Genomic DNA, 12,158 nt, shown 5'->3' with positions numbered 1-12,158 from the left:
GGCTAGGTGGACTTCGATGCGTAGGTCCTCGTCGCCGGGCGCGAATTCCAGCTCCTCCACGTTTCCTGCCGCGCGCAGGTCCGCGCCGATCGACGTCAGCGTTTCCACCTGGGCCGCGGGGCCCGCGATGCGCACCGCCTCCACCGGGGAACGCATGGAGCGCTTCGCATCGCTCTTGGCCTTGCGGATGGCGCTGATCGCGGTGCTGGCCAACGTGATCACGTCGGCACCGGCATCCGCGCCGGACGCCACCGGCCACTCGGCCAGGTGCACCGACTCGTCGTGCCACCACGACCACGCCTCTTCCGTGCAGTACGGCAGGAACGGCGCGAACAACCGCTGCAACGAAGACAACGCCTTCCGCAACGCCAACCGGGCCGATTGTGTTGCGGCGCCGCCATCTTCGGCGTACGCGCGCTGCTTGATCAGCTCCAGGTAATCGTCACAGAAGAACCAGAAGAACCGCTCGATCCGCTCCAGCGCGGTCGTGTACTCGAACGTCTCCAGCGCCGAAGTCGCCTGCCGGATCACGTCGTCCAGCGAGGCGAGCATCGCCTTGTCCAGGGTCTCCGTGACCGACGCATCGGCGGCGGGCTCCGGGAAGCTCAGCGCGAACTTGCTGGCATTCAACAGTTTCGTCGCCAGCCGGCGCCCGATCTTCATCTGCCCCTGGTCGAACGCCGTGTCCGTACCGGGCCGCCCGTTCGCCGCCCAGTAGCGCACCGCGTCCGGGCTGAACTGCTCCAGCAGGCCCAGCGGCGTGACGACGTTGCCCTTGGACTTCGACATCTTCTTGCGGTCCGGGTCGAGGATCCACCCGGACAACGCGGCGTGGTACCACGGCAGCGAGTCGTTCTCCAGCTGCGCGCGCAGCACCGTGGCGAACAGCCAGGTGCGGATGATGTCGTGCGCCTGCGGCCGAAGATCCATCGGGAACGTCTGCGCGAACAGCTCCGGCTTCTCCTCCCAGCCGCACACGATCTGCGGCGTGAGCGAGGACGTGGCCCAGGTGTCCATCACGTCCGGGTCACCGGTGAACCCGCCGGCGACCCCGCGCTGGTCCTCGCTGTACCCGGCGGGCGCGTCGGACGACGGGTCGATCGGCAGCTGCGACTCGTCCGGCAGGATCGGCGCCGAGTAGTCCGGCTCCCCGTTCTCGTCCAGCGGGTACCAGACCGGGAACGGCACGCCGAAGAACCGCTGACGGCTGACCAGCCAGTCACCGTTCAGCCCGCGGACCCAGTCGTCGTAACGGGCCTTCATGTACGACGGGTGCCACTGCAGCTCGTCACCGCGCCGCAGCATCACGTCCTGCTTCTCGATGGACTTGATGAACCACTGCCTGCTGGACACGATCTCCAGCGGCTTGTCGCCCTTTTCGTAAAACTTGACCGGGCGCACCGTCTTCTTCGGCTCGCCGTCGAGGTCACCGCTTTCGCGCAGCATGTTCACGACGCGTTCCTTCGCCGTGAACACCGTGGCGCCCGCCAGCTCCGCGTACGCCTTGCGCCCGGCCTCACTGTCCAAACCGGACGGTGCGTCGGCGAGGATCCGGCCGTCGCGGCCGATGATCGTGCGGGTGGGCAGCTTCAGCTCGCGCCACCACTGCACGTCGGTCAGGTCGCCGAAGGTGCAGCACATCGCGATGCCGGCGCCACGGTCCATCTCCGCCGCGCGGTGCGCCACGACCGGCACCTCGACGCCGAACACCGGCGAGGTGACCGTCTTGCCGAACAGGCCCTGGTAACGCTCGTCGTCCGGGTGCGCGATCAGCGCGACACAGGCGGGCAACAGCTCGGGCCGGGTGGTCTCGATGTACACCGGGCCCTCGGGACCATGGAAGGCGACGCGATGCCACGCGCCCGCGTGCTCACGGTCCTCCAGCTCGGCCTGCGCGACCGCGGTGCGGAAACCGACATCCCACAGCGTCGGCGCTTCGGCCTGGTACGCCTCGCCGCGGCCGAGCAGCCGCAGGAACGCGCGCTGCGAGACGCGCTGGGCGTACGTGCCGATCGTGGTGTACGTCAGCGACCAGTCGACCGACAGGCCGAGGTGACGCCACGTCTCCTCGAAGGCCTTCTCGTCCTCCGCGGTCAGCAGCTCGCACAGCTCGATGAAGTTGCGGCGCGAGATGTCCTGGACCGGGCGCTCGCCCTTCTTCACCATCGGCTCGGGCGCCTGGTAGTCCGGGTCGTACGGCAGCGACGGGTCACACCGCACGCCGTAGTAGTTCTGCACCCGGCGCTCGGTGGGCAAGCCGTTGTCGTCCCAGCCCATCGGGTAGAAGACGCGCTTGCCCCGCATCCGCTGGAACCGCGCGATGACGTCGGTGTGCGTGTAGGAGAAGACGTGGCCTACGTGCAGCGACCCGCTGACGGTCGGCGGCGGGGTGTCGATGGAGAACACCGCGCTGCGCTCACCGGGAGCTTCGAACCGGTATACGCCGGTCCGCTCCCACTGGTCCGCCCACTTGGCATCCAGACCGTCCAGCGCTGGGCGGTCAGGCACGTTCGGCGTGGTCTCGGACACGCTTGTTGCCACCTCATCTGTCGCGTTTCGGGAAGTAGATACAGCTTAGCCGGGGACCCATAGCAGGTTTCCAGCGCGGGCACCACCGTTCGGAGCAGCAGTCAGCGAAACCATGATCGACAAGACAAATTGACCAGCCAATCCGGCAGCTTGGTCGCCAGATCGCGCAAACTGATCAGCGAAATCAGGCACTGTTGCCCAGCGCCCGGAACACTGTGCAGGCTCGTTCCCATGGACCTCACGCAACTCCACCGCCTGATGCTGGTGGCCCGGCGCGTCGACGAGGAGGCGATCGCCCTGCAGCGCCAGGGCGTGCTTCCGGGGTACGCGCCGATGAAGGGCCAGGAGGCCGCGCAGGTGGGCAGCGCGGCGGCGCTGGACCGGGCCCGTGACTTCGCCTTCCCCAACTACCGCGACCTCGGCGCGGCGGTCGCGCTCGGCGTGGACCTGCCCGCCTACCTCGCCACCCACCTCGGCACCTGGCACGGCGGCATGTACGACCCGCTGGCCTCCCGGTTCGCGCCGTTCAACGCGGTCGTCGGCGGCCCGGTGACGCACGCGGTCGGCTGGGCGATGGGCGCCCGGCTCGACGGCACGCGGGGCGTGGCCCTCACGTACTTCGGTGACGGCGCGAGCTCGCAGGGGGACGTGCACGAGGCGATGAACTTCGCCGCCGTGTACCGGCTGCCGGTGATCTTCTTCTGCCAGAACAACGGCTGGGCGATCTCGGTGCCCACCGACAGGCAGGTGGGCGGAGGCTCGGTCGCCGCTCGCGCGCAGGGCTACGGCATCGAGGGCGTGCGGGTGGACGGCAACGACGTGCTGGCCGTGCACGAAGCCACCCTGGCGGCGCTGGAGCGCGGCCGCGCCGGAGAGGGCCCGACTGTCATCGAGGCCATGACCTACCGGATGGGCCCACACTCCACTTCGGACGATCCCGGCCGCTACCGCACGCTGGCCGAGGAGCAGGAGTGGGCCGAGCGCGACCCGCTGACGCGCGCGGCGGCGCAGCTGCCGGAAAGCGTTGTGGCGGAAGCGGAACAGCACGCGGCCGAGGTCACCAGGCAGGTCCGCGAGGCACTCACCGCGATGGGTGACCGGCCGGGCGAGGAGCTGTTCGACTTCGTGTACCGGGAGCCGACCAAGGCGCTGCTGGCGCAGCGGCGGGCGTGGAAGGAATGGGCCGATGCCTGAGTTTTCCTTGCAGCAGGCGCTGAATCTCGCGCTCCAGCACGCGCTGGATGACGACGAGCGGGTGCTGGTGTTCGGCGAGGACGTCGGCGGGCTGGGCGGCGTGTTCCGGGTGACCGACGGCCTGCAGGCCAAGTTCGGCGAAGACCGTGTGTTCGACACGCCGCTGGCCGAGTCCGGGATCATGGGCATGGCGGTCGGCCTCGCGCTCGCGGGCTGGCGGCCGGTGCCGGAGATCCAGTTCGACGGGTTCGGCTACCCCGCGATCGACCAGATCGTGAACCAGGTGGCGCGGATGCACTACCGCAGCCGCGGCGCCGTTTCGATGCCGGTCACGTTGCGGCTGCCCAGTTTCGGCGGCATCCGCGCCCCGGAGCACCACGGCGAAAGCCTGGAGGCGCTGTTCGCGCACGTGCCGGGGTTGAAGGTGGCGTCGCCGTCGACGGTGGCCGAGGGATACCACCTGCTGCGCCAGTCGATCGCCGACGAGGACCCGGTGATCTTCATGGAACCCAAGGCGCGCTACTGGAACCGCGAGCTGTTCGACCCGAACGAGCCGGTGGACACGCCTCCGCCCGGCACGAGCCGGGTCGCGCGGCCGGGCAAGCACGCGACGCTGATCGCTTGGGGCGCAATGGTTCCCCGCTGCCTGCAGGCCGCGGAGCTGGCCGCCGAGGACGACGTCGAACTCGAGGTGCTGGACCTGCGCTGGCTCAAACCGATCGACGCCGACGGGCTCGCCGAGTCGGTCGGCCGCACGCGACGTGCCGTCGTGGTGCACGAAGCGCCACTGACGGCCGGCCTCGGCGCGGAGGTTTCCACGCTGGTGAGTGAACGCTGCTTCGACACCCTGCGCGCGCCTGTGCAGCGCGTGACGGGCTACGACGTGCCCTATCCGTCCGGTGCGCTGGAGGACGAGTACCTGCCGAGTATCGACCGCATCCTGACCGCCGTGCAGACCGTGCTGGAGTACCGCCGTGGCTGAAGTGACGTTCCCGCTGCCCGACCTCGGTGAGGGCCTGATCAGCGCGAAAGTGCTGGAATGGCTGGTCTCCGAGGGGGAGTTCGTCGAGCGCAACGCGCCCCTGCTGGAAGTGGAGACCACGAAGGCGGCCATCGAGATCCCGTCGCCGCAGTCCGGCAAGATCCTGCGGCTGCACGTCGGCGAGGACGAGGAGCTCGCGGTCGGCGAGCCGCTCGTGACCTTCGTCGTCGACGACGACAAGGCGGGCATCGTGGGCACCGTGCCCAAGGAGAAGAAGCCGGCCCGGCGGGTCCGGCTGACCCCACCGGAGGACTGAGCGTGTACGCGATCGCGGGCGACGGCTGCAAGATCTGGTACGACGGCGGCAGCCAGGCCGTGTTGCTGATCCACGGGTTCGCCTCGGACAGCAGGCACAACTGGACCGCGCCGGGCTGGGGGCGGGTGTTCCCCGGCGCGGTGGTGGCGGATCTGCGCGGGCACGGGCAGAGCGACAGGCCGCGCGCGGGCTTCACGCCGGAGCAGCTCGCGGCCGACATGGCCGCGGTGCTCGACGCCGCCGGACTGACCACAGTGGACGTCGTGACCTATTCGATGGGCGGGATCGTCGGCTGGGAACTGGCGCGCGCCGGGCGTGTGCGGCGGCTGGTGATCGGCGGCCTCGGCGGCGGCACGGCGTCGAGGGCGGACTTCGAACGTGTACTGGAAGCCTTGCCGGGCAATGACGATCTCCAGCCGTGCATCGACGGCATGGCCGGGCGGCGGCTGGCGGGCGAGCCGCCCGTGCCGGTGTTGTTCGCCGCCGGGGACGCCGACGAACTCGCGGGAGACGCGGCCGCTTTCGCGGAAAGCCTCGGCGCGCCGTTCGTCTCGCTCGGCAAGCGCAACCACTTCAACGCGATCTCGAGCCGCGTGTTCAAACAGGCCGCGCTCGAGGCCTTCGGGAGCTGACGATGTACCCACGAATCCGGCCGGTGCTCGACGACATTCCGGTGTACACCCCGGGGAAAGCGCTCTCCGGGCTGGTGAAACTGTCCAGCAACGAGAACCCGTTCCCGCCGCTTCCCGGTGTGCTGGAGCGCGCGACGGCGGCGGCCACGAACCTGCACCGCTACCCGGATCTCGCGGCCACGGAGCTCACGGCGGAGCTGGCGCGGCACCTGTCCGTGCCAGCCGAGACCCTTGCCGTGGGCACCGGCAGTGTCGGTGTGCTGCAACAGATCGTGCAGTCGGTGGCGCAGCTCGGGGACGAGGTCGTGTACCCGTGGCGGTCGTTCGAGGCTTACCCGATCGTCACGCGGATCGCCGGCGCGACGCAGGTGGAGGTGCCGCTGACGCCGGCCGCGGCGTTGGACCTGCCCGCGATGGCGGACGCGGTCACCGAACGCACGAAGCTCGTGTTGGTGTGTTCGCCGAACAATCCGACCGGGCCTGCCGTGCGGCGCGCCGAGTTCTCGGACTTCCTCGGCCGGATCCCGGAGGACGTGCTCGTGGTGCTCGACGAGGCCTACGTCGAGTTCGTGCGCGATCCCGAGGTGGTCAACGGGCTCGACCTGTTCGCCGCGCACGCGAATCTTTGTTTGCTGCGAACGTTTTCCAAGGCGTACGGGCTGGCGGGGCTGCGGGTGGGTTACGCGATCGCGCATCCGCCGGTGGCCGCCGCCCTCCGCAAATGCGCCGTGCCGTTCGGGGTGTCCACCATCGCCCAGCTGGCCGCCATCGAGTCGCTGCGCTGCGAAGATGCCATGCGCGCCAGGGTTTCCGCGGTGGTCGGCGAACGCACGAGAGTCCGAAGTGGACTGATCGAGCAGGGCTGGCAGGTGCCGGAGACGGAGGCGAACTTCGTCTGGCTGCCCCTGGCCGGACGCACCGGGGATTTCGCCGCCGCCTGCCAGCGGTCCGGCCTGCTGGTCCGCCCGTACGCGCCCGACGGCTGCCGGGTCACGATCGGCGGCCCCGCGGAGAACGACCTGTTCCTGCGCGTGGCGGCGGAGTGGCGCTCGAGCGAGGTCGCGGCTTAGGAAAACCTCAACCCACATCCCGGCGCAGCAGGTCCTCCTCCGTCTCCCGCCGCACCAGCGTGCGAGCTTCGCCGTCGCGCACGCCGATCAGCGGCGGGCGGCCGACGAGGTTGTAGTTCGACGCGAGCGCGTGGTGGTAGGCGCCGGTGACGGGCACGGCCAGCAGGTCGCCGGCGTGGATGTCCTCGGGGAGCTGCACGTCGGCAGCGAGAATGTCGCCGGCTTCGCAATGCCTGCCCACCACGGTCATCGTGCGGCGCTTCGCCCTCGTATGCCGGCCGACGAGCCGCGCGGTGTAGCGGGCGCCGTACAGCGCTGGCCGCGGGTTGTCGCTCATCCCGCCGTCCACGGCGACGAAACCGGGCTTGACGGTGATCACACGGTACAGCGTCACGCCCGCGTTGGCGACGATCGAACGGCCCGGCTCGAGGGTCAGCTTCGGGGGCCGCGCGCACTCGTAGTTCACCGCCGCACGGATGCGCTGCACGAATCCGGCCAGATCGAACGGCCGCTCCCCCGGCAGGTACGGGGCCGCGAAACCGCCACCGAGGTCGAGCTGCTCGACCCGCACCGGCAACGCGCGAAGCAGCCTCGACATCCGGCGGGCGGCCTCCTCGTACGCCGCGACGGAGCGGACCTGCGAGCCGATATGGCAATGCAGACCGGCCAGGCGCAGGCCCGGATGCGCCAGCACCCGCTCGACAGCGCGGGGCACCGAGCCGAGCGGAAAACCGAACTTCTGCCCGGCCGTGCCGGTGGTGATCGCCGGATGCGTGTGCGCGTCCACGTCCGGGATCACCCGGATCAACACCGGCTGCGCGATCGCCAGCGCGCCGAGCTGCTCGATCTCGTCGAACGAGTCGAGCACAATTCGGCCGACACCGGCGGACACCGCGGCCTTCAAGTCTTCGGCCGTTTTCACGTTGCCGTGGAACAGGATCCGCTCGGCGGGCACCCCCGCCGACAAGGCGCACGCCAGCTCCCCGGCCGAGCAGACGTCCACCGACAGGCCCTCCGCGGACAGCCACCGGAACACCGCGCGGCACGGCAACGCCTTACCCGCGAACGCGATCTCGGCCTCGGGCAGCGCCGCCTGGAACGCCCGCGCGCGGCGCCGCACCTCGTTCTCGTCCAGCAGCTGGCACGGGGTGCCGAACCGGGCGGCGAGCTGGGTCATCGCCACGCCCGCGAACAGCAGGTCACCCCCGGCCGCGAACCCGGTGCCCGCGGGCCAAAGGTCCTCCTCCAGCGGCGGCTCCCCGCAGGCACCCACACTCGGTAGCAGCTCGGCCAGTGTCACGGTCTCCTCCTTCGTTCTCGGCAGAACTCCAGGGAAAACCGCGTGCAGAGCCCGGGGGCGGGGCGCACACGCCGCCCTGACACGCGGCGGGCCGATCTTGCCGAGATCTTGATGAACCGCGTGACGGCAGTCATGCTCGGGTCATGGACACCAACCAGCTCCGGGAACTGCAGGCGCCGCTGAAGGACAAGTACCGCGAGGCACCGGAGAGCGCCGTCGTCACCATGCGTTCGGAGGCCGAGCTGGACGCGCTCGGCGTGTCCTGCCGCGTGCAGACGGGCCAGGCGCTGGTCGAGGCCGGTCTGCACCCGGCCGCGGGCGGCGACGGCAGCCTGGCCTGCTCGGGCGACATGCTGCTCGACGCACTCGCCGCGTGCGCCGGGGTGACCCTGCGCGCGGTCGCGACGTCACTCGGCCTGGAGATCCGCGGCGGAAAGATCACCGCCGAGGGTGACCTGGACTTCCGCGGCACCCTCGGCGTGGACAAGGCCGCCCCGGTCGGCTTCCGCGAAATCCGGCTGGGCTTCGACCTCGACACCGACGCCGATGCCGAGCAGCTCGCGACGCTGGAGAAGCTCACCGAGCGCTACTGCGTCGTCTACCAGACTCTCCGCAACGCCATCGACGTCAGCACGTCGTTCGCCAAGGCCTGACAGACAGCATCCGGCGGCCTACCCCCAGGGGAGGCCGCCGGATGCAAGCCCGGCCTACTGCTGCTCGACGTGCGCGGGGTCCATGTAGAGCACCTCGAAGATGTGGCCGTCGAGGTCCTCGAAGGCCCGGCTGTACATGAAGCCCATGTCGCTCGGCTCGCCCGGCTCGGTGCCGCCCGCGGCCAGTGCCTTGTCCACCAGCGCGTCGACCTCCGCGCGGCTGTCCGTGCTCAGCGCGATGATCGCCTCGGCGGTGGTGGCCGAGTCGGCGATCTCCTTCTTGGTGAAGTTCCTGAAGAACGGCTTGGTCAGCAGCATCGCGTAGATGGTGTCGCTGATGACGAGGCAGCCCGCGTTTTCGTCGGTGAACTGCGGGTTGAACGAGTAGCCGAGCCGCGTGAAGAACTCGATCGACTTCGGCAGGTCGGCGACGGCGAGGTTGACGAAGATGTTCGTGGGCATCGGGGCTCCCTGGGGATTTCGGTCTGTTACCCCGGTTGACCCGCGCCACCACGGAAACTCATCGGTCAGCAGTAGTTGAGCATGTCGGTCAACGCCGACTTCTCCGCGTCGGTGACCGTCAGCTGGTAGTAGTGCTTCACCGTGATCCAGTCGGTCGCGTAGGCGCACCAGTCGGTCTGCAGCGGCGGCTTCCACTCGTCCGGCGCCTTGTCGCTCTTGGCCTGGTTCACGTTGTCGGTGACGGCCTTCAGCTGCGGCCGGGTGAGGTCGTTGGCGAACGCCTTGCGCTGGTCGGTGGTCCACGACGCGGCGCCGCTCTCCCACGCCTGGCCGAGCGGGACGGTGTGGTCGATGTCCACATCGGACGACTTCGTCCAGGTGCCGCCGTCGTACGGGCTGTGCCAGGTGCCCGAGGTCGGCGAGCAGTCCGAAGTGGTCACCACGTTCTGCCCGTCCCGCTTCAGCACCGTCTCGCGCGTGTCGCAGGACCCGGAAACCGTTGCCCAGTGGGGAAACTTCTCGCGCGAGTACCCGCCCATGCCGCCGCGCGCCTGCACTTTCAGCTCCGTCAGCTCGGCGCCTGCGGAGCTGGCGGACGCGGGCGGACTGCCCGCGGCGCCCTTCAGCGCCCCGGTCTGCCACGCCACCACCAAGGCGGCGACGACCGTGAACACCAGTGACAGCAACATTTTGTGGGTGAGCTTCACCGTTTCCCCTCCGGAGCGCGGACCGGGAGCAACCCGGCCACCAGCACGACGACGATCTTCGCCATTCCAGCACGCCGGGTGCCGAAAATCGGGATGAACGCGCTGAACATCGGCGGACCGGGGAAAGTCACAGCCCCTTCCGGTGGCCGCGTACAGCCGGACCACACCGCGGCGAAGAGCGCCACGACGGCCGGCGATCAAGGCGGGGTGGGGCAATGGCCCTTGACTCGTTACCCGCCGGTCTGCAAACCTGATTCACTGTACGGCACAGCGGTTTCAATACTCCTCAATCGGTGGGAGGCGGCGATGGCTGTCGGTTTCCGGTCCTTCCTGCGGCTCGCCCCGGGGCAGGAACTCCTCGGCACGGTCGTCGAGCACCTCGGCCGGTGGCTGGCCAGCAAGGAGATCCACCTCGACGCCGGCCGCCAGGGGCACTACCTGCTCGACCACGACGACCTGGTCACGATCCGGCGGGACCGGTGCGGCGCGGGCGAGTTCTACCAATGGCGGCGCCAGCATCCGGACGCGCAACCGCGCGACGTCTGGCGTACCACGTTCACCGTCCTGGAGCAGCCGGCCGAACCCGGCTGGCTGTGGGCGGAAATCGAGACGCGGGACGACGTGACCGCGATCGGCGAGGCCCCGTACAACCGTTGTATGTCGGTGCCCAGCGTGCTTCGCGGGTTGCTGGGTGAGCTGACGGCGATGGACGGGCGCACCGAGATGGCGCCCGGACCGCAGTGGGTCACCGCGAACCACCTGCCGGATCTGATGGACTACCTCGCCGACGAAACCCGGCGCGGCCCGGTGTACATGATCAGCCAGGGCAAGCGGCCGTTCGAGGAGTTCGACCGGTGGGCCAGGGAGATCACCTGGCATCTGGTCGGCCTCGGCAGCGCCTTCCTGCTGGACGAGACCGTCGAGGCCGGGTTCAACGAGATGGTCGGCAAAGCGCACGCGCTGCCCGCCGGCACGATGCGCACGTACCTGCCCGACGTGTGCCTCGACAGCCTCGAAGACCCGTTGCGGCACAAGATTCTCGGCCGCACGCGGATCGTGGCCACCGACACCCGGCGGCTGGCCAGGATGCTCGGCCGCGCGGAACGCGACAGGGCGGCGCGCGTCCAGATCCCGGCCGACGCGCGGGAACTGGCGCAGCGCTACGAACCCACCCCGATGCCGGCAGTGCCGGAGCGCGAACAGCACCGGCTGCTCCAGGAACTCCAAGCGGAGAACGACCGGTTGCGGGAGGCGCTGAAGACCCGGCCGCGCCTCCACGTCGCCGGTCTCCAGGAGGAGCGGCTGAGCGCGTCCTGACACTGCTTCGCGCGGCCTGCCGAGGTTCTCTGTTCCGCCGCTACTCGGCAGGCCGCGCCTTCCCTCTCGGCGCTATTTGCGCCGCGGCACCGTGACGCGGCTCAGGTCCGCGGCCACCACGATCTCCCCGCCGAAAACCTCGGCCGCCTCCTCGTAGAAGAGCGTCGGATCGTCGTAGCGCTGGGAAAAATGCGTGAGCACCAGCTTGCTCGCCTTGCTCTCCGCCGCCACCTGCGCCGCCTGGCGCGCGGTGAGGTGGCCGTACTCCTCGGCGAGCGCGGCCTCGCCGGACAGGAAGGTCGACTCGATCACGAGCAGGTCCGCCCGGTCGGCGAGGTCGTAGACGCCGTCGCAGAGCCGGGTGTCCATCACGAAAGCCACCCGCTGTCCCTTGCGCACCACGCTGACCTGCTCGACGCTGACCACCCGGCTGCCGAACCGCAACGAGCCGGTGCGTTGCAGCTGGCCGACCTCCGGGCCGGTGATCCCGAACCTCGCCAGCAACTCCGGCAGCATCCGGCGGCCGCCGGGCTCGATCAGCTGGTAGCCGAACGAGTCCACCGGATGGTCCAGCCGTCGCGCCCGCAGCTGGCCGAACTCACCCTCGGCGATCGTGCCGTCGTCCGAGATCGGTTCCTCCACCACGTTCGTCGTGTCGTGGAAGACGCTCGCGTGCCGCAGCCGGTCGAAGAACTCCTGACCGGAGCCCGGATAGTGGGCGTAGACCGGATGGAGCACGCCGTCCAGCGACATCCGCTGGATCACCCCCGGCAGGCCGAGGCAGTGATCGCCGTGGAAGTGGGTGATGCAGATCCGGTCGATCGCCGACGCGGAAACCCCGGCCAGCAGCATCTGCCGCTGCGTGCCCTCCCCGGGGTCGAACAGGAATCCCTGACCATCCCACAACAACAGGTAGCCGTTGTGGTTCCGCTCGCGACCGGGCACCTGGCTCGCGGTCCCGAGCACGACCAGCTCACGCACCGACACCCGTCCGAC

13 protein-coding genes are annotated in these 12,158 nt (G+C 69.7%); 7 read left to right on the top strand and 6 right to left on the bottom strand.

Features of this window, described 5'->3' with window-relative positions:
• Nucleotides 1-2,529 (bottom strand): valine--tRNA ligase (valS, locus tag FPZ12_RS32800; protein WP_150980593.1); only part of this gene is annotated, 2,529 nt, incomplete at its 3' end.
• 231 nt (nucleotides 2,530-2,760) lie between these two features.
• Here valS and FPZ12_RS32795 point away from each other — a divergent pair.
• Genes FPZ12_RS32795 through hisC form a run of 5 tightly spaced genes read left to right on the top strand, consistent with a single transcriptional unit; the run spans nucleotide 2,761 to nucleotide 6,723 of the window.
• Nucleotides 2,761-3,723, top strand: a complete 963-nt coding sequence (locus FPZ12_RS32795) for a thiamine pyrophosphate-dependent enzyme (protein WP_243770156.1) — start codon at nucleotides 2,761-2,763, stop codon at nucleotides 3,721-3,723.
• Nucleotides 3,716-4,705 (top strand): alpha-ketoacid dehydrogenase subunit beta, encoded by a 990-nt coding sequence (locus tag FPZ12_RS32790; RefSeq protein ID WP_144756507.1) that lies wholly within the window; start codon nucleotides 3,716-3,718, stop codon nucleotides 4,703-4,705. The genes FPZ12_RS32795 and FPZ12_RS32790 overlap by 8 nt, the downstream gene beginning before the upstream one ends.
• Nucleotides 4,698-5,021, top strand: a complete 324-nt coding sequence (locus tag FPZ12_RS32785) for a biotin/lipoyl-containing protein (RefSeq protein ID WP_144756509.1) — start codon at nucleotides 4,698-4,700, stop codon at nucleotides 5,019-5,021. The genes FPZ12_RS32790 and FPZ12_RS32785 overlap by 8 nt, the downstream gene beginning before the upstream one ends.
• A 2-nt stretch (nucleotides 5,022-5,023) precedes the next feature.
• On the top strand, nucleotides 5,024-5,653 hold the full coding sequence (locus FPZ12_RS32780) for an alpha/beta fold hydrolase (protein ID WP_144756511.1): 630 nt from the start codon (nucleotides 5,024-5,026) through the stop codon (nucleotides 5,651-5,653).
• A 2-nt stretch (nucleotides 5,654-5,655) separates the two neighbouring features.
• On the top strand, nucleotides 5,656-6,723 hold the full coding sequence (gene hisC, locus FPZ12_RS32775; RefSeq protein WP_144756513.1) for a histidinol-phosphate transaminase: 1,068 nt from the start codon (nucleotides 5,656-5,658) through the stop codon (nucleotides 6,721-6,723).
• A 7-nt stretch (nucleotides 6,724-6,730) separates the two neighbouring features.
• On the opposite strand, the gene lysA is transcribed toward hisC, so the two are convergent.
• Nucleotides 6,731-8,023 carry a diaminopimelate decarboxylase gene (gene lysA, locus FPZ12_RS32770; protein ID WP_144756515.1) on the bottom strand — a complete coding sequence of 431 codons (1,293 nt, stop codon included), beginning with the start codon at nucleotides 8,021-8,023 and terminating at the stop codon, nucleotides 6,731-6,733.
• A gap of 143 nt (nucleotides 8,024-8,166) precedes the next feature.
• Here lysA and FPZ12_RS32765 point away from each other — a divergent pair, with 143 nt between their 5' ends.
• The gene (locus tag FPZ12_RS32765; RefSeq protein ID WP_144756516.1) at nucleotides 8,167-8,676 is read left to right on the top strand and encodes an OsmC family protein; all 510 of its coding nucleotides are present in this window, start codon (nucleotides 8,167-8,169) and stop codon (nucleotides 8,674-8,676) included.
• A 54-nt stretch (nucleotides 8,677-8,730) separates the two neighbouring features.
• Here FPZ12_RS32765 and FPZ12_RS32760 read toward each other — a convergent pair whose 3' ends face one another.
• The 3 genes from FPZ12_RS32760 to FPZ12_RS46930 form a co-directional block, all read right to left on the bottom strand.
• Entirely contained in the window at nucleotides 8,731-9,138 is a 408-nt protein-coding gene (locus tag FPZ12_RS32760; RefSeq protein ID WP_144756517.1) for a VOC family protein, read from the bottom strand.
• 65 nt (nucleotides 9,139-9,203) lie between these two features.
• A complete protein-coding gene (locus FPZ12_RS32755; RefSeq protein ID WP_144756556.1) occupies nucleotides 9,204-9,827 on the bottom strand; it encodes an HNH endonuclease family protein in 624 nt (207 codons plus the stop codon).
• Between the two features lie 14 nt (nucleotides 9,828-9,841).
• Nucleotides 9,842-9,976 (bottom strand): hypothetical protein, encoded by a 135-nt coding sequence (locus FPZ12_RS46930; protein ID WP_279537843.1) that lies wholly within the window; start codon nucleotides 9,974-9,976, stop codon nucleotides 9,842-9,844.
• Nucleotides 9,977-10,151: 175 nt separating this feature from the next.
• Here FPZ12_RS46930 and FPZ12_RS32750 point away from each other — a divergent pair, with 175 nt between their 5' ends.
• The gene (locus FPZ12_RS32750; RefSeq protein WP_144756519.1) at nucleotides 10,152-11,162 is read left to right on the top strand and encodes a hypothetical protein; all 1,011 of its coding nucleotides are present in this window, start codon (nucleotides 10,152-10,154) and stop codon (nucleotides 11,160-11,162) included.
• 72 nt (nucleotides 11,163-11,234) lie between these two features.
• On the opposite strand, the gene FPZ12_RS32745 is transcribed toward FPZ12_RS32750, so the two are convergent.
• Nucleotides 11,235-12,149 carry a ribonuclease Z gene (locus tag FPZ12_RS32745; protein ID WP_144756522.1) on the bottom strand — a complete coding sequence of 305 codons (915 nt, stop codon included), beginning with the start codon at nucleotides 12,147-12,149 and terminating at the stop codon, nucleotides 11,235-11,237.
• Nucleotides 12,150-12,158: the final 9 nt, after the last annotated feature.

Source organism: Amycolatopsis acidicola (assembly GCF_007713735.2).
Taxonomy (GTDB): domain Bacteria; phylum Actinomycetota; class Actinomycetes; order Mycobacteriales; family Pseudonocardiaceae; genus Amycolatopsis_E; species Amycolatopsis_E acidicola.
The sequence above is the reverse complement of the archived record's forward strand: the minus strand, read 5'-3'. Positions and strand labels throughout refer to the sequence as shown.

Coding starts and splice junctions, on each gene's coding strand:
- hisC (WP_144756513.1), top strand. CDS start 5,656: ATGTACCCACGAATCCGGCCGGTGCTCGACGACATTCCGGTGTACACC.
- FPZ12_RS32790 (WP_144756507.1), top strand. CDS start 3,716: ATGCCTGAGTTTTCCTTGCAGCAGGCGCTGAATCTCGCGCTCCAGCAC.
- FPZ12_RS32755 (WP_144756556.1), bottom strand. CDS start 9,827: ATGTTGCTGTCACTGGTGTTCACGGTCGTCGCCGCCTTGGTGGTGGCG.
- FPZ12_RS32765 (WP_144756516.1), top strand. CDS start 8,167: ATGGACACCAACCAGCTCCGGGAACTGCAGGCGCCGCTGAAGGACAAG.
- FPZ12_RS32795 (WP_243770156.1), top strand. CDS start 2,761: ATGGACCTCACGCAACTCCACCGCCTGATGCTGGTGGCCCGGCGCGTC.
- FPZ12_RS32750 (WP_144756519.1), top strand. CDS start 10,152: ATGGCTGTCGGTTTCCGGTCCTTCCTGCGGCTCGCCCCGGGGCAGGAA.
- FPZ12_RS32760 (WP_144756517.1), bottom strand. CDS start 9,138: ATGCCCACGAACATCTTCGTCAACCTCGCCGTCGCCGACCTGCCGAAG.